Annotated in this window: 18 protein-coding genes; 13 read left to right on the top strand and 5 right to left on the bottom strand. The window is 69.4% G+C overall.

Features of this window, described 5'->3' with window-relative positions; all coding sequences use genetic code 11:
- Nucleotides 1–20: 20 nt before the first annotated feature.
- The 3 genes from PMI12_RS13850 to PMI12_RS13840 all read right to left on the bottom strand — a co-directional run bounded on the left by PMI12_RS13850 (nucleotide 21) and on the right by PMI12_RS13840 (nucleotide 3,407).
- Nucleotides 21–929, bottom strand: coding sequence for an NAD(P)-dependent oxidoreductase (locus PMI12_RS13850; protein WP_042673388.1), 909 nt, complete (start codon nucleotides 927–929; stop codon nucleotides 21–23).
- Nucleotides 930–1,090: 161 nt separating this feature from the next.
- A complete protein-coding gene (locus tag PMI12_RS13845) occupies nucleotides 1,091–2,227 on the bottom strand; it encodes a PilT/PilU family type 4a pilus ATPase (protein WP_007833325.1) in 1,137 nt (378 codons plus the stop codon).
- A 136-nt stretch (nucleotides 2,228–2,363) separates the two neighbouring features.
- Nucleotides 2,364–3,407 carry a type IV pilus twitching motility protein PilT gene (locus PMI12_RS13840; protein WP_007833310.1) on the bottom strand — a complete coding sequence of 348 codons (1,044 nt, stop codon included), beginning with the start codon at nucleotides 3,405–3,407 and terminating at the stop codon, nucleotides 2,364–2,366.
- Between the two features lie 51 nt (nucleotides 3,408–3,458).
- Here PMI12_RS13840 and PMI12_RS13835 point away from each other — a divergent pair, with 51 nt between their 5' ends.
- Nucleotides 3,459–4,163 carry a YggS family pyridoxal phosphate-dependent enzyme gene (locus PMI12_RS13835; protein ID WP_007833309.1) on the top strand — a complete coding sequence of 235 codons (705 nt, stop codon included), beginning with the start codon at nucleotides 3,459–3,461 and terminating at the stop codon, nucleotides 4,161–4,163.
- Nucleotides 4,164–4,175: 12 nt separating this feature from the next.
- Here the strand turns inward: PMI12_RS13835 and PMI12_RS13830 are convergent, their stop codons facing one another.
- Both PMI12_RS13830 and PMI12_RS13825 read right to left on the bottom strand, forming a co-directional pair.
- Entirely contained in the window at nucleotides 4,176–4,643 is a 468-nt protein-coding gene (locus PMI12_RS13830) for an Lrp/AsnC ligand binding domain-containing protein (RefSeq protein ID WP_007833308.1), read from the bottom strand.
- Nucleotides 4,644–4,790: 147 nt separating this feature from the next.
- The gene (locus tag PMI12_RS13825) at nucleotides 4,791–5,123 is read right to left on the bottom strand and encodes a hypothetical protein (RefSeq protein WP_007833302.1); all 333 of its coding nucleotides are present in this window, start codon (nucleotides 5,121–5,123) and stop codon (nucleotides 4,791–4,793) included.
- Between the two features lie 244 nt (nucleotides 5,124–5,367).
- Here PMI12_RS13825 and PMI12_RS13820 point away from each other — a divergent pair, with 244 nt between their 5' ends.
- The 12 genes from PMI12_RS13820 (at nucleotide 5,368) to PMI12_RS13765 (ending at nucleotide 15,742) form a co-directional block, all read left to right on the top strand.
- Nucleotides 5,368–6,642 carry a Glu/Leu/Phe/Val family dehydrogenase gene (locus PMI12_RS13820; RefSeq protein WP_007833298.1) on the top strand — a complete coding sequence of 425 codons (1,275 nt, stop codon included), beginning with the start codon at nucleotides 5,368–5,370 and terminating at the stop codon, nucleotides 6,640–6,642.
- A gap of 33 nt (nucleotides 6,643–6,675) precedes the next feature.
- On the top strand, nucleotides 6,676–7,329 hold the full coding sequence (locus PMI12_RS13815; RefSeq protein ID WP_007833296.1) for a nucleoside/nucleotide kinase family protein: 654 nt from the start codon (nucleotides 6,676–6,678) through the stop codon (nucleotides 7,327–7,329).
- Between the two features lie 82 nt (nucleotides 7,330–7,411).
- Complete coding sequence (locus tag PMI12_RS13810) at nucleotides 7,412–8,086, top strand: DUF2242 domain-containing protein (protein WP_007833293.1); 675 nt, start codon at nucleotides 7,412–7,414, stop codon at nucleotides 8,084–8,086.
- Between the two features lie 43 nt (nucleotides 8,087–8,129).
- Nucleotides 8,130–8,600 (top strand): MarR family winged helix-turn-helix transcriptional regulator, encoded by a 471-nt coding sequence (locus tag PMI12_RS13805; RefSeq protein ID WP_007833291.1) that lies wholly within the window; start codon nucleotides 8,130–8,132, stop codon nucleotides 8,598–8,600.
- The gene (locus tag PMI12_RS13800) at nucleotides 8,597–9,616 is read left to right on the top strand and encodes an FUSC family protein (RefSeq protein ID WP_007833289.1); all 1,020 of its coding nucleotides are present in this window, start codon (nucleotides 8,597–8,599) and stop codon (nucleotides 9,614–9,616) included. The genes PMI12_RS13805 and PMI12_RS13800 overlap by 4 nt, the downstream gene beginning before the upstream one ends.
- Nucleotides 9,617–9,670: 54 nt before the next feature.
- Entirely contained in the window at nucleotides 9,671–10,189 is a 519-nt protein-coding gene (locus PMI12_RS13795; protein ID WP_007833288.1) for an RDD family protein, read from the top strand.
- Nucleotides 10,190–10,205: 16 nt separating this feature from the next.
- Complete coding sequence (locus PMI12_RS13790) at nucleotides 10,206–10,937, top strand: RDD family protein (RefSeq protein WP_007833287.1); 732 nt, start codon at nucleotides 10,206–10,208, stop codon at nucleotides 10,935–10,937.
- Nucleotides 10,934–11,929 (top strand): stage II sporulation protein M, encoded by a 996-nt coding sequence (locus tag PMI12_RS13785; RefSeq protein ID WP_007833286.1) that lies wholly within the window; start codon nucleotides 10,934–10,936, stop codon nucleotides 11,927–11,929. The genes PMI12_RS13790 and PMI12_RS13785 overlap by 4 nt, the downstream gene beginning before the upstream one ends.
- Nucleotides 11,913–12,650, top strand: coding sequence for a hypothetical protein (locus PMI12_RS13780; protein WP_237726093.1), 738 nt, complete (start codon nucleotides 11,913–11,915; stop codon nucleotides 12,648–12,650). The genes PMI12_RS13785 and PMI12_RS13780 overlap by 17 nt, the downstream gene beginning before the upstream one ends.
- Nucleotides 12,651–12,753: 103 nt before the next feature.
- Nucleotides 12,754–13,500, top strand: coding sequence for a DUF4129 domain-containing protein (locus PMI12_RS13775; RefSeq protein WP_007833284.1), 747 nt, complete (start codon nucleotides 12,754–12,756; stop codon nucleotides 13,498–13,500).
- The gene (locus PMI12_RS13770; protein ID WP_007833283.1) at nucleotides 13,497–14,732 is read left to right on the top strand and encodes a DUF4350 domain-containing protein; all 1,236 of its coding nucleotides are present in this window, start codon (nucleotides 13,497–13,499) and stop codon (nucleotides 14,730–14,732) included. The genes PMI12_RS13775 and PMI12_RS13770 overlap by 4 nt, the downstream gene beginning before the upstream one ends.
- Before the next feature lie 14 nt (nucleotides 14,733–14,746).
- The gene (locus PMI12_RS13765) at nucleotides 14,747–15,742 is read left to right on the top strand and encodes an AAA family ATPase (RefSeq protein WP_007833282.1); all 996 of its coding nucleotides are present in this window, start codon (nucleotides 14,747–14,749) and stop codon (nucleotides 15,740–15,742) included.
- Nucleotides 15,743–15,766: the final 24 nt, after the last annotated feature.

Genomic DNA, 15,766 nt, shown 5'->3' with positions numbered 1-15,766 from the left:
CGCGCAGCCTGGGGGCGAGCTTATTTCAATCGGATGATGAGGCTCGACGTGTCCCAGCGCCGCCCGCCGGCCTGCTGCACGTCGGCGTAGAACTGGTCGACGAGCGCCGTCACCGGCACGCGCGCGCCGTTGCGCTTGGCTTCGTCGAGCACGAGGCCCAGGTCCTTGCGCATCCAGTCGACGGCGAAGCCGTAGTCGAACTTGCCTTCGATCATGGTCTTGCCGCGGTTTTCCATCTGCCAGCTCTGGGCTGCGCCCTTGCTGATGACGCCGAGCACCGCCTCCATGTCGAGCCCCGCGCGCTGGCCGAAGGCGATGGCTTCCGACAGGCCCTGCACCAGGCCCGCGATGGCGATCTGGTTCACCATCTTGGCGAGCTGGCCGGCGCCGCTGTCGCCCAGCAGCGTGACCGCGCGCGAGAACGCCATGGCCACCGGCCTGATGCGCTCGAACACAGCCGCATCGCCACCGCACATCACGGTGAGCGCGCCGTTCTGCGCGCCGGCCTGTCCGCCCGAGACGGGCGCGTCGATGAAGTGCAGGCCCAACGCCTGAGCGGCCTTGGAGAGCTCGCGCGCCACGTCGGCCGAGGCGGTGGTGTGGTCGACCAGCACCGCGCCCTTCTTCATGCCGGCGAAAGCGCCGTCGTCGCCCAGCACCACGGAGCGCAGGTCGTCGTCGTTGCCGACGCAGCAGAACACGATGTCGGCGCCGGCCGCGGCTTCGCGCGGCGTCGGGGCGTGGCGCCCGGGTGCGCCGAATTCGGCGGCCCAGGCCTGCGCCTTGGCGGGCGTGCGGTTGTAGACCGTGACTGTATGGCCGGCCTTGGCCAGGTGTCCGGCCATGGGCCCGCCCATGACGCCGAGGCCAAGGAAGGCCACCGTCTGGGCGGGAACGGATTCGTAGGTGCGGGGGTTGATGCTGCTCATGGCCGACAGCTTAAAGCCAAGAAAGCCGATCCCATCAGGCATGAAACCCGCGCGATCCAGTCGCGAGACACCGCAGAACCGGCTTCGCCGGGCTGCAGGTGTCGCCCCCGGCAGGGGGAAGGCGAAGCGACACGAAGTGCGCGAAGCCTGGGGGCGAGCCCTTACACAATTGCGAAGTGCTCCGTGCCTGCCGACAGGTCGGTGCTGCGCGCGCGCTGGCTGTTGAGCTTGATCTGCAGCCGCAGGTCGTTCGCCGAGTCGGCGTTGCGGATCGCGTCCTCGAAGTTGATCGAGTGGCTCTCGAACAGGTCGAACAGCGCCTGGTCGAAGGTCTGCATGCCCAGGTTGCGGCTCTTGCGCATGATCTCCTTGATCTCGCCCACCTCGCCCTTGAAGATCAGGTCGGAAATCAGCGGCGTGTTCAGCAGCACTTCCACCGCCGCCACGCGGCCCGTGCCGTCCTCGGTGGGCACCAGGCGCTGCGACACCAGCGAGCGCAGGTTCAGCGACAGGTCCATCAGCAGCTGCGCGCGGCGCTCTTCGGGAAAGAAGTTGATGATCCGGTCCAGCGCCTGGTTGGCGCTGTTGGCGTGCAGTGTGGCCATGCACAGGTGGCCGGTTTCGGCGAAGGCCACCGCGTGTTCCATGGTCTCGCGGTCGCGGATTTCGCCCATCAGGATCACGTCGGGCGCCTGGCGCAGCGTGTTCTTCAGCGCGGCTTCCCAGCTGTCGGTGTCGATGCCCACCTCGCGCTGCGTCACCACGCAGTTCTTGTGCGGGTGCACGAACTCGACCGGGTCCTCCACCGTGACGATGTGGCCGTACGAATTTTCGTTGCGCCAGTCGATCATCGCGGCCAGCGTGGTCGACTTGCCCGAGCCGGTGGCGCCCACCAGGATGCACAGGCCGCGCTTGGTCATCGACACATCCTTCAGGATCTGCGGCATGCCCAGCCCGTCGATGGTCGGCAGCTTGGCGGGGATGGTCCGCATCACCATGCCGACCTTGCCCTGCTGCACGAAGGCGTTTACGCGGAAGCGGCCGATGCCGGTCGGCGAGATCGCGAAGTTGCACTCCTTGGTGCGCTCGAACTCCGCCGTCTGGCGGTCGTTCATGATCGAGCGCGTGAGCGCCAGCGTGTGCTGCGCACCCAGCGCCTGCTGCGACACCTTGGTGACCTTGCCGTCGACCTTGATGGCCGGCGGAAAGTCGGCGGTGATGAACAGGTCGCTGCCGCTGCGGCTCACCATGAGCTTGAGCAGGTCGTTGATGAACTGGCTGGCTTGATCGCGTTCCATGAGAGCGCTCCTTGATCTGTTTAGTTTGATGCTGCCGGCGGCCGACCGCCGGGCCGCCCCAAGGCGGCCGCGCCTCCCCCTTGGGGGGTGGAGTTACACGCAGCGCAGCGAAGTGAAAAGCCGGGGGGCTTCATGGCTAGCCTGGGAAGTTTTCTGGGATCTTCGCCTTGCCGCGGGCTTCTGCAGCCGAGATGGTATTGCGGCGCACCAGTTCCGTCAGGTTCTGGTCGAGCGTCTGCATGCCCGAGCCCTGGCCGGTCTGGATGGTGGAGTACATCTGCGCGACCTTGGCCTCGCGGATCAGGTTGCGGATGGCCGGCGTGCCCAGCATGATCTCGTGCGCCGCCACGCGGCCCTGGCCGTCCTTGGTCTTGCACAGCGTCTGCGAGATCACGGCCTGCAGCGACTCCGACAGCATGGCGCGGATCATTTCCTTTTCCTCGCCGGGGAACACGTCGATGATCCGGTCGATGGTCTTGGCCGCCGACGAGGTGTGCAGCGTGCCGAACACCAGGTGGCCCGTCTCGGCCGCCGTCATGGCGAGGCGGATGGTCTCCAGGTCGCGCAGCTCGCCCACCAGGATGGCGTCGGGGTCTTCGCGCAGTGCGGAGCGCAGCGCGTTCGAGAACGACAGCGTCATCGGCCCCACTTCGCGCTGGTTGATCAGGCACTTCTTCGATTCGTGCACGAACTCGATCGGGTCTTCCACCGTGAGGATGTGGCCGTACTCGTTTTCGTTGAGGTAGTTGACCATGGCCGCCAGCGTGGTCGACTTGCCCGAGCCCGTGGGGCCCGTCACCAGCACCAGCCCGCGCGGCTTGAGGGCGAGTTCGCCGAAAATCTTCGGCGCATTGAGCTGCTCCAGCGTCAGGATCTTCGAGGGAATGGTCCGGAACACCGCGGCCGCGCCGCGCGCCTGGTTGAAGGCATTCACGCGGAAGCGCGCGAGGCCGTCGATCTCGAAGGAGAAGTCGACCTCCAGGAACTCTTCGTAGTGCTTGCGGTGCGTGTCGCTCATGATGTCGTACACCATGGCGTGAACGCCCTTGTGATCGAGCGCATCGACGTTGATGCGGCGCACGTCGCCGTTGACGCGGATCATGGGCGGCAGCCCTGCGGAAAGGTGCAGGTCGGAGGCTTTGTTCTTGACGCTGAACGCCAGCAATTGGGTGATGTCCACGGGGCTCCTCGGCTCGGTTCTGGTGACGTTTTGATACGATTTTGGACGATTATGACGATGATTGGCGACGACCTCCAGCAAGTAAACAACCGGATCGCAAAGGCATGTGTAACGGCCGGCCGCGCGCCCGCCGAGGTGAGGCTGCTGGCGGTGTCCAAGACCTTCGGGCCGCAGGCCGTGCGCGAGGCGCATGCGGCGGGCCAGTCGGCCTTCGGCGAGAACTACGTGCAGGAAGGCCTGGACAAGATCGAAGCCCTCGCCGACCTGCGCGCTTCCCTCGAGTGGCACTGCATCGGCCCCCTGCAAAGCAACAAGACGCGGCCCGTGGCCGAGCACTTCGACTGGGTCCACAGCATCGACCGGCTGAAGATCGCCGAGCGACTTTCTGCCCAGCGGCCGGCGCACTTGCCGCCGCTCGATGTATGCCTTCAGGTTAATGTGGACGGCGGCGCGAACAAATCCGGCGTGCCGCCCGAAGAGGCGCTCGCGCTGGCGCGCGCTGTGGCGGTCTTGCCACATCTGCGGCTGCGCGGGCTCATGGCGATCCCCGAGCCGGCGGCCGATTTCGAAGCGCAGCGCGCGTTGTGCCTGCGCGCGCATGCGGTGTACCAGTCGATCCGCGACGCGGGCATCGCGCTAGACACGCTGTCGCTCGGCATGAGCGCCGATCTTGAAGCAGCGATCAGCGCCGGCAGCACGATGGTGCGCGTCGGCACGGCCATTTTCGGCGGCCGCTCGTACGGCAAGCCGGCCTGACCGGCCCGTGTTTCAGATCCCCAGCGGCAGGCGCGCGCTGCTTTTCACTTCTTCCATCACCGCGTAGGTCCGCGTCTCGCGCACGCCGGGCAACTGCCACAGCACGGTGCCGGCGAACTCGCGGTAGGCGGCCATATCGGCCATGCGGGTCTTGAGCAGGTAGTCGAAGCCGCCCGCGACCATGTGGCATTCCATGATCTCGTCGCGCACCTGCACGGCCGCCTTGAACTGGTCGAACACGTTGGGGGTGGTGCGGTCGAGCAGCACCTCGACGAAGACGGTGAAGCCGCGGCCCAGCTTGTGCGGATCGAGCCGCGCCTCGTAGCCCAGGATGAAGCCGTCGCGCGTGAGCCGCTGCACCCGCGCCAGCACCGCGGTGGGCGAGAGCGCCACCGCCTCGGCCAACTTGAGGTTGGTGATGCGGCCATCCTCCTGAAGGATCTTCAGCAGCCGGAGATCGATGCGGTCCAGGTCGAGCATCGGAGGATTATCCGGCTCGAATGTCAATTTCTTGCAGAAGATGCGGCCTATGGGCGCTGGCCATAGGAAATAGAACCAGGGAGTTGCCGGCGGCCTACCCTTGCCTACCCAACGCGCCGCATCTGCGGGGTCGATGAGCCGCGGTGCCTATCGCTCGCCGGACGGAATCGTTCCCTCCCGCATGGCCTTGATGGCCTCGGCCTCCACGGCTTCGCGCGTGGCGGGCTGGCCGGTGCGCGCCACGGGCCAGGGTGCGCCGCGGCTCACGGCGCTCCATGCGGGCTGGTTGCGCGCCGTCTTCAGTTCGGCGACGACGCGATCGCGCGACGGATCCAGCCTGGCGTGGTCGGGGTGGCGCGTCACGCCGGCCTCGGTCGGCGCGAAGTGGTATTCGCTCGCGGCCGAAGCGGCCAGGGGCGCCAGCGCGGCGGCCGAAACGGCCACGGCGAGAAGGGGAAAGAGAAGTGTGCGGTGCAGCATGGTGATGGATGTCCCTTGGTTGTTCGCCGTCGCCGACATGGCGCCAGCCATGCCAGGCCTGGGCCGGCATGCCGGTCGAATCTAGGGAGGCAGGCCGTCAGGTGCCGCACGCCGCGATTACATCGGCGCAATGCGTGGTCCCAACGTCTCTTGCATAACCGTCAGCGCGGCGCGCATAAGCCATGGCGCGACGCGCGGTAGAGGTCTATCGTTGCGCCCACCCGAACAAACCAAGGGATATCCCATGAGCGAAAAACTCTCCTTCGTCAGCCCGACCGCCAACAGTCCGTGGGGCACGTATCTTTCGCAGGTCGACCGCGTCGTGCCGTACCTCGGCCCGCTGGCCCGCTGGGTCGAGACACTCAAGCGCCCCAAGCGCGCGCTGATCGTCGACGTGCCGATCGAGATGGACGACGGCACCATCGCCCACTTCGAGGGCTACCGCGTTCAGCACAACATGAGCCGCGGCCCGGGCAAGGGCGGCGTGCGCTTCCATCCCGACGTCACGCTGGAAGAGGTGATGGCGCTGTCGGCCTGGATGACCATCAAGACCGCGGCCGTCAACCTGCCGTACGGCGGCGCCAAGGGCGGCATCCGCGTCGACCCGAAGAAGCTCTCGCTGCAGGAGCTGGAGAAGGTCACGCGCCGCTATACCAGCGAGATCGGCATCATCATCGGCCCGCACACCGACATCCCCGCGCCCGACGTGAACACCAACGCGCAGATCATGGCGTGGATGATGGACACCTACTCGATGAACGTCGGCGGCACCGCCACCGGCGTCGTCACCGGCAAGCCGCTGCACCTGGGCGGTTCGCTGGGCCGCGTGAAGGCCACCGGCCGCGGCGTGTTCGTCACCGGCCGTGAAGCCGCTCGCCGACTGGGCATGGACCTGCGCGGCGCGCGCATCGCGGTGCAGGGCTTCGGCAACGTGGGCTCGGTCGCGGCGGAACTCTTCGCCGAAGCCGGCGCCAAGATCGTTGCGGTGCAGGACCACACCGGCACCATCGTCAACAGCAACGGCCTCGACCTGGCCAAGCTGGTGCCCATCTCGCGCACCGACGGCGTGGTCGGCTTCAAGGCCGGCGGCGACATCGTGCCGAACGAGGACTTCTGGGAAACGCCCTGCGACATCCTGATCCCGGCCGCGCTCGAAGGCCAGCTCACGGCCGAACGCGCACAGAAGACCACCGCCAAGCTGGTGCTCGAAGGCGCCAACGGCCCCACGGTGCCGATCGCCGACGACATCCTCGCCGAGCGCGGCGTGCTGGTGGTGCCCGACGTGATCTGCAACGCCGGCGGCGTGACGGTGAGCTACTTCGAATGGGTGCAGGACTTCTCGTCCTTCTTCTGGGACGAGGACGAGATCAACGTGCGCCTCGACCGCATCATGATGAACGCGCTCAACCACATCTGGGACACGGCGGACAAGCACAAGATCACGCTGCGCACGGCCACCTATGCGGTGGCCTGCGAACGAATCCTCATGGCACGCCAGGAACGCGGTCTGTACCCATGATTTTTTGACAGGAAGAGGCAGTACGCTCGGGGCATGACCACCATGCCCGCGCAGAACCTCCCTTCCATTCCCGCGGATGGCCTGGTCCGGCTGCAGGCTCTCATGGCCAGCGGGCGGCGCAAGCTGTTGGGCCTCGTCGGCGCGCCGGGCGCAGGCAAGTCCACGCTAGCTGCAGCGCTGCTCCGCTCGGTGGGCGCCGACCGCGCCCAGGTCGTCCCCATGGACGGCTTCCACCTGGCCAACGTCGAGCTGCAGCGGCTCGGCCGCGCTGCCCGCAAGGGCGCCCCCGACACCTTCGACAGCGCCGGTTATGTTGCGCTGCTGCAGCGCCTGCGCGAGCAGCGGCCCGACGGCGGCATCGTCTACGCGCCCGAGTTCCGCCGCGAGATCGAGGAGCCGATCGCCGGCGCCATTGCCGTGCTGCCGTCGACGCAGCTGGTCATCACCGAAGGCAACTACCTGCTGCACGACGACGGCCCCTGGGCCGGCGCGGCGGCGATGCTCGACGAGGTCTGGTACGTGGACATCGACGACGCGGTGCGCGAAGAGCGCCTGGTGCGGCGCCACCAGCAGTTCGGCCGCAGCGCCGAGGAAGCGCGCGCCTGGGTGGCGAGCACCGACGCACCCAACGCGCGCCTGATCGCGGCGACGCGGATGCGCGCGCACCACGTGCTGCCCTGGTCCTGAAAATCCCGCGCGACAGGGAACGCAAGCGCGGCGGCGCGCTCGAAGCCATGCCGGCGAGCCGCCGGTTAGCATTCGCCGCTCCATGCCGTCCACGCACCCCACCTGCTTCTCTCTTGCCCGCGCCCCGGTCCTCGTGCTGGGCCTGCTGTCCGCCTTCGTGCTCGCCGGCTGCGGCAGCGCCTCGCACCGCGTGTCATACGAGCCCGAGGCCTTCGGCTCGACCACCACCCACACCCGCGACTACGAGGCCACCGAGGCCCAGACCTGCGAGGCCGCGCGCCGCGCGCTGCTGAGCCAGGGCTACATGATCACGGCCGCCAACACCGACCTCGTCACCGGGCGCAAGAGCTTCCAGCCTGCGGCCGAGGTGCACGTGGAGGTCGAGTTCCGCGTGGTCTGCGCGCGCGAGAACACGAGGAGCGGCAAGGCCAGCAAGAGCACCGTGGCCTTCGCGACCGCGCTGCAGGACCGCTACGGCATCAAGAAGGTGAACAACTCCGCCAGCCTCGGCGTGGGCGCGATCGGCTCGCTCTCGCTGCCGTTCTCGAGCAGCGACGACGCGATGGTGAAGGTCGCGAGCGAGACGCTGACCGACGAGCGCTTCTACGACCGCTTCTTCGCGCTGCTCGACCGTTTCCTCGACGGCCCGGAAGGAGAGGGCGAAGCCGCGGCACCCGCGGAAACGCCGGTCGCTTCACCGCCCGCCGCGGCGCCCGCCGTCACGTATCCCGTGAACTCGTCACCCAATCGAGGCTGACGCTCGGACGCCAAAGTACAAAGATGCGTCTTACAATCTGGGCATGGCTTCCCCCATCCCGGATCCGGCGCAATGCGCCTCGCGCCTGCGCACCTCGGTGGCGCTGCTGTCGCGCCAGCTGCGCAGCGGCAGCGCCGGGCCCGATGGCCCGAGCGTGGCCAAGCTCAGCGTGCTCGGCCAGCTGCATCGGCACGGGCCGTGCACCCCCACCGCGTTGGCGGGGCTCGAACGCGTCAAGCTCCAATCGCTGACCCGGCTGCTGGCCGAACTGGAGGCCGAAGGCTGGATCGGCCGCGCACCCCACCCGAGCGACGGGCGCCAATGGCTGCTGTCGCTCACGGCCGAGGGCGTGCGCCGTCTCCAGGCGCTCATGCGCAGGCGCGAGGCGGCGCTGGCCGAGGCGATCGGCGCCACGCTGGATGCCGGCCAGCGTGCCTTGCTGCTGCAGGCTTGCGGGCTCATCGATGGCATCGCAGCCGCGCTGGACAGCGATTCAGCGGCAGCCGAGTCATGATCGGTGCCCCGGCTCTCCAACGCCTGACGGACCCCTGGCGCCACGGCCGCTGGCGTCCGGGCGTACAGCTGGCGGCGGCAGTGGCCATCGCCTGGGGCGTGGCGGTCGTCCTGCATCTGCCCGAAAGTTTCTGGGCGGTGATGAGCGTGCTGATCGTCATGCGCCCGAGCGCCGGTTCGACGCTCGACGCCGGATGGAACCGGGTGCGCGGTACGGCCGCCGGTGCGCTGTGCGGCCTGGCCGGCGTCTGGATGCAGCACCACGGCACACCGGCGCTCGCGAGCACGCTGGCCGTCGTCATGCTGCTGTCCTTTGCCAGCGCGGCCGCGCCGGGCCTGCGCAGCGCGCCGGTGGCTGCGTTGATCATCCTGTCGGCCGGCGGCATCCCCGGCCAATCGGCGTTGCAGGTGGCGCTGCTGCGCATGGCGCAGATCGGCATCGGGGTGGGGGTGGCGTTGGCGGTCTCCACGGTCGTGTCCGAATACCACGCGGATGCGCGTTTCGACGAGAGCTGCGCCGCGCTGCTGCACGGCATCGCGAAGCGCATGGTGGCCGCGCGGCAGCCCGCCGATGCCGAGGCGGAGCGCATCCACTCAGGCACGCGCGTCGCGCTGGGCCGGCTGGCCGTGCTGGCCGACGGCGCGGACCTGGAGGCGCGGTGGTGGCGCCGCGGTGATGCCACGGCGCGCGGCCCCTACCGCGACAAGGCCCGGCTGGCGGCGCGCATCTTCCAGGACGCCGTGGTGCTCGACCGCGTGTTCCGGCAAGCGCGGGACACGGCGGCCGAGGCCACGTGGCGAGAAGCCGCACAGGCTGCCGGCACCGCCATCGCCGGCATGGCCGATGCGCTCGCGGGAAGGAGCACCCCGCCCGACCTCGACGGGCTCGGCCGCTGTGCGCAGGCGTCGCGCAGCGTGCCGTCGAATGCGCTCCTGGCCGCGCCGCTGAGCCTGCTCTTCGACGACTTGCGCCGCCTGCAGCACGTGCTCGGAGCCCGCTCGCCGTCATCCGCCTGACGGACCCAAGCCCTAGAATCTTCCGAAAATCAATCGTTTCGGAGAGGGACGGGCATGGAAGACCAGTCGCAGGATGCGCGCTACGCACCGCCGCAATCCCATGTGGAGGACGTGCTGCAACCGGGCCGGGCGCAGCCCGGAGAACTTGCATCGCGCGGCAGGCGCTTCCTGGCCGCGATGCTCGATGGCGGCATCTCCATCGCCGCGATATGGCTCCTCGCGAAGTTCACGCCGATCAATCTCTGGGAAGACGACGGCCTCGGCCTCTGGGTGCCCAGGCCCGCCGACGCGGCCGCCGGCATCGTTCTCTACCTCGTGCTGCACGGCTACCTGCTGGTCACACGCGGCCAGACCATCGGCAAGGCGCTGTTCAGGATCCGCATTGCCCGGCCCGACGGAACGCAGGCGCCGATCGGCCGCATCCTCGGCCTGCGCGACAGCCCGATGTTCGTGATGAGCATCTGGCCGCTGCTCGGGCCGATCTACATGCTCGTCGACTGCCTCTTCATCTTCCGTGCATCGCGCCGCTGCCTGCACGACCAGATCGCCGACACCGTCGTGCTGCAGGCCTGAGCTGAGCGCCACGCCAGTGCGCCTCGACACGCTCTACACCGCCGAGACCCCGGAAGGCATCGCACTCTCGCTGCGCCCGGCCGGCCTGGTCGCGCGCGGGCTGGCGTACCTGATCGACTTCGCGATCCGGCTCGGCATCTTCGTCGCGATCTCGATCACCGCCGGCATGCTGGGCAAGATGGGTGTCGGCATCCTGCTGATCAGCTACTTCTGCCTCGAGTGGCTCTACCCGGTGGTCTTCGAGCTCACGCGCGCCGCGGCCACGCCCGGCAAGCGCGCGATGGGGCTGCGCGTGGTGATGGACTCGGGCCTGCCGGTGACGCCCGCCGCCGCGCTGACCCGCAACCTGCTGCGCGCGGCCGACTTCGTGCCGTCCTTCTATGGCGCGGGCATCGTGTCGATGCTGTGGCGGGGCGACAGCAAGCGGCTGGGCGATCTCGCCGCCGGCACGCTGGTGGTGTTCAGCGACCAGGTGAGCCTGCATGGCAGCGTGCCCGCGGCCGAACCGCAGGCGCCCGCGCGGCCGTTGACGGCGCGCGAGCAGGTGGCCATCGTGTCGTGGGCCGGGCGCGCGACGCGCCTGACCCCGGAGCGCTTCGACGAACTCGCACGCGTCGCCGAACCGGTGCTGGGCCCCGACACTTCCGGCGCTTCCGCGTCGCAGCGCCTGCTCGGCGTGGCGCAGTGGGTGCTGGGCCGCCGCGCCGGCGCCGATGCGCGAGGAGCAGCAGAAGGAAGAGGGCCATGACGCCGATCGATTTCGAAGCCGCCTATGCGCCGCTGTGGGCCGAACTCGAAGCCGTCGTCCGCGTCGCGGAGACCCGACGCAAATTCGACGGCGCGCGGCTCGCCACGCTGTACCGCCGCGTGTGCGAGCACCTGGCGCTGGCGCAGGCGCGCGCCTACCCGATCCACCTCACGCAGCGGCTCGAGGGCTTGACGCAGAGCGCGCACCGGTTGATCTACCGGCAGCACGACTACGGCCTGGCACGCTTCGCCCGGCTGGCGCTGGTCGACTTTCCCGAGGCGGTGCGGGCGCACCGCGGCTATCTGCTGGTGTCGGCGCTGATGTTCGTGCTGCCCCTGTTGGCCGCCGGTTGGGCGGCCTATCGCGACCCCGGCTTCATCCTGCACCTGCTCGACGCCAGCGCCGTGCGGCAGTTCGATTCCATGTACGGCGATGGCGCCGAGTCGCTGGGCCGCACGCGCAATGCAAGCGACGACTGGCAGATGTTCGGCTTCTACGTGATGCACAACATCGGCATCGGCTTTCGCTGCTTCGCGGCCGGCATCTTCGCCGGCGTGGGCAGCGCCGCGGTGGTGGTGTTCAACGGCGTCCAGATCGGAGCGGTCGGCGGCTACCTGATCGCCTCGGGGCATGCCGGGAACTTCTGCTCCTTCGTGGTCACGCACTCGGCCTTCGAGCTCACGGCGATCGTGCTGGCCGGCGCGGCCGGCCTGCGGCTCGGCTATTCGTGGGTCGCGCCCGGAAGACACACGCGGCTCGAGGCCCTGCGGCTGGCCGCGCGCCATGCCGTGGTGATCGTCTACGGCGTCATCGGGCTGCTGCTGATCGCTGCCGCGGTCGAGGCTTTCTGGTCGTCGGCGCGCTGGATCGCGCCGGCCGTGAAGTACGGCGTGGGCGGCGCCTGTTGGGCGCTGGTGCTGGCATACCTGGGCTGGCAGGGCCGGCCGCGCGCTGCTGCTGCTGTCGCAAAGGCCGATGAACATGCAGGTTGACGGTCTCGCCATTGCGCTGCGGCCGCGCCCCATGGCCGAGGCCGCCGACCTGGGCGTCCAGCTGGTGCGCAACCATGCGCGCTCGGTGTGGCGCACCTTCCTGCCGGTGTATGTGGTGACTGTGCTGCTGGCCTTGTGCACGTTCGAGATCGCCGGCTGGCTGCCCAGCCTGCTGATCTTCTGGCTCAAGCCCTGGTTCGACCGCAGCCTGCTGTTCGTTCATTCGCGCGCGGTGTTCGGGCAGGAGACGCGCTGGGCCGACCTGTGGCACAACCGCCGCGCCGTGTGGGGCGGGCAGCTGCTGCGCACGCTGGTGTGGCGGCGCTTCTCGCCCTGGCGCTCGTTCACCCAGGCGATCGAGCAGCTCGAAGGCCAGCGCGGCAGCGCCCGGCGCAAGCGGCGCACGCAGCTGCTGCACGGACGGCGCGGCGCGGCCACGGGAATGCAGCTGGTGTTCGCGAACGTGGAAATGTCGCTCGACATCTGCCTGCTGTCGCTGCTGTTCTGGTTTGCGCCGGAAGGCAGCGTGAGGGACCTGTTCGGCTGGCTCACGCAATCGGACAGTTCGCTGCAGAGCCTGCTGACCGCTGGGGCCTATGCGCTGGTCGTCGGCGTGCTGGAGCCGTTCTACGTGGCGGCGGGTTTCGCGATGTACCTCAACCGCCGGGTGGAGCTCGAGGCCTGGGACATCGAACAGGAGTTCCGCCGTGGGTTCCTGTGACACCCCCAGGGTTCGCGCACTTCGTGTCGCTGCGCCTTCCCCCTTTCAGGGGGCGATACCGGCGGCCCGGCAAAGCCGGTTCCGCGGTAGCCCTGGAAGAGGGTTGATCGTCGCACTGCTCGTGTTGTGGGGCGCAGGGGCGCTGCCGGCAGCCGTGGCCGCAGCTGAGGCATCGCCGACGCGCGAGCAGGTGAAGGCTGCGGTCGACAAGGTGCGCGCCGATCCGAACATGCCCGGCACCAAAACCGAGAAGAAGCTCCGCTTCAAGGAACGGGACGATGAGGAAGACGAAGCCGAGAAGAAGTCCGATAGCCTCGACTGGCTGCGCGATTTCGTGAAGGCGGTGGCCGAAGGGGCGCGCTGGCTCGTGTGGGGGCTGGGCGCGCTGGCGCTGGCCTGGCTGGCGATTCGCCTTCACCGATGGATGCAGGTGCGTGCCGGCGGCGCGCGGCCCGGCAAGGCGCCGCTGCCCAGCCATGTCGGCAGCCTCGACATCCGGCCCGAAAGCCTGCCCGACGACATCGGCAATGCCGCCGCCGCGCTATGGCAGCGCGGCAAGCACAGGCCCGCGCTGTCGCTGCTGTACCGCGGTGCGCTGTCGCGCCTCGTGCATGCGCACGAAGTGCCGGTGCGGGCCGCGAGCACCGAGGGCGAATGCATGCAGCTCTCCGCGACCCGGCTGGTGCCGGACTCGCAGGCTTTCTTCGTGCGGCTGGTCGGGGCCTGGCAACTGGGGGCGTACGGCGGGCGGCTGCCTTCCACCGCACAGGTGCTGGCGGTCTGCAGCGAGTTCGACCTGCACCTGCCCGCGACCGCGCCGGCCGGCAGTCCGAAAGGCGTGGCCGCATGAGCGCCTGGCTGGTCCGCATCGGCTCGGTGCTCGTGCTGGCACTGATCGGCTTCTGGCTGGTCTGGGCCACCGAATGGGCCGACACCGAGGTGCCGACACCCGCGAGCGGCGAGGCCAGGACGAATTCCTTCTATGCGGCGCAGGCGATGCTGCGCGAACTCGGCATGCAGGTGGTCAAGCGCGACGACCTGGACGCCATGCCCCCCGCACGGGCACGGCTGGTGCTCGCCTCCGGCCACTGGGACATGTTCCCCGAGCGCGAGCGGCGCCTGCGCGAGTGGGTGGAGCAGGGCGGGCACCTCGTGATGCCCAGCCATCTGGTCGACGGCGACCTGCTGGAAAGCTGGATTCCGCTGGTCAAGGAAAAGCCGGCAGCGGCGGACGAGAAGAAAGAGAAAGAGCCACCCGTACCGAGGACGAGACTGCCCAGGTCGCCATTCGCCGAACCCGCCAGGGACGCGGATTGCCGTGCGGTGACCGAACCCGAGACCGTGCCCGCGAGCTTCGCCGGCGGCCGCGGCTTCCGGATCTGCACCTGGGCGTCCGCGGCGCGCTACCGGCCCGCCGACAAGCAGCCGCCGCTGTGGGCGGTGGCGGGCAAGCGCGGCACCGAGGCGATCCGCGTTCAGGCCGGACGCGGGACCGTCACCGTGATGCCCCTGGGCCTGTGGCACAACGAGGGCCTGACACGCGCCGACAACGCGCTGCTCACCGCCGCCGCGGTGCAGGCGCGCAGCGGCGCCGAAGTCTGGTTCGTCGCCGAGGAAACGCGCGAACCCTTCCTGCGCTGGCTCTGGCACAAGGGCTGGGCGGCACTGATCGTGGGCCTGCTCGCGCTGGCCGCCGCACTCTGGCGCGCGGCCGTGCGCTTCGGGCCGCTGATGCCCTCGGCCGGCACGCACCGGCGCTCCATGGCCGAACAGGTGCGCGGCACCGCCGGCTTCCTGCACATGCATGGCGCCGACGCGCTGCATGCGGCGCAACTGCGCGCCCTGCACGAGTCCGCCGGCCGCCAGCTGCGCGGCTACGCGCGCCGCGATGCGTCGGCACGCGCCGCGGCCATCGCCCAGGCCACCGGCCTGGAGCCCGCGATGCTCGTGCGGGCGATGGCCGCGCGAGCGCGCCATGCCGGCGCCATGTCGGTCGACCTGGAGGTGCTGGAAACCGCGCGCCGCCGGCTCGATGCCCACGGGCCGTTCATGCCTTCATCCGATTCTTCCTCCACATCCTGAACCGAGAGACGTCCATGCAAGCCATCCAACCCGAAGAACTCACGCGCGCGGCCCAGTGGCTGCAGACGCTGCGCGCCGAGGTCGGCCAGGCCGTGGTCGGCCAGATCGAGGCGGTCGACCAGACGCTGGTGGCGCTGGTCGCCTCGGGCCACGTGCTGATCGAAGGTGTGCCGGGGCTCGGCAAGACCCTGCTCGCGCGGGCCCTCGCGCAGGCGATGACGCTGCGCTATGCGCGGGTGCAGTTCACCCCCGACCTGATGCCCTCGGACATCACGGGCCACGCGGTGCTCGACCTCGCCACGCGCGGCGAAAGCAGCCTCGGCACGCTGCGCGTGCACCAGGGGCCGGTGTTCACCAACCTCCTGCTGGCCGACGAAATCAACCGCGCGCCCGCCAAGACGCAGAGCGCGCTGCTCGAAGTCATGCAGGAGTACCAGGTCACGCTCGAAGGCACGGCCATGCCGCTGCCGAAGCCCTTCATGGTGATGGCCACGCAGAACCCGATCGACACCGAGGGCACCTACCCGCTGCCCGAGGCGCAGCTCGACCGTTTCCTGCTGAAGATCGACATCGGATTTCCGAGCCACGGCGAAGAGAACGCCATCGTGCAGCTGACCACGCGGCACCGCGCAGGCAACCAGTTTCCGCTCGAGGCCGTGCGCCCCTGCCTCGACGAGGCGCAGGTGCTCGAACTGCAGCGGCTGGCCTGCCTGGTGCAGGCCGACGAGCGCGTGATCGACTACGCGGTGCGCATCGCACGTGCCACGCGCGACTGGCCGGGCCTTTCCTCCGGCGCCGGGCCGCGCGGCGCCATGGCCCTGGTGCGCGCCGCCCGCGCCGCCGCGCTGATGGCCGGGCGCGACTTCATCACCCCCGATGACGTGGCGCGCCAGGCGCTGCCGGCGCTGCGGCACCGCGTGATGATCTCGCCCGACGCGCAGCTCGAAGGCCTGGGCGTTGACACCCTGCTGCGCGCCGCGCGCGACAGCGTGGAAGCCCCGAGGTTATGACACTCCCCCCCAGGCTTCGCGCAC

It is taken from the genome of Variovorax sp. CF313, assembly GCF_000282635.1.
GTDB lineage: Bacteria > Pseudomonadota > Gammaproteobacteria > Burkholderiales > Burkholderiaceae_C > Variovorax.
The sequence above is the reverse complement of the archived record's forward strand: the minus strand, read 5'-3'. Positions and strand labels throughout refer to the sequence as shown.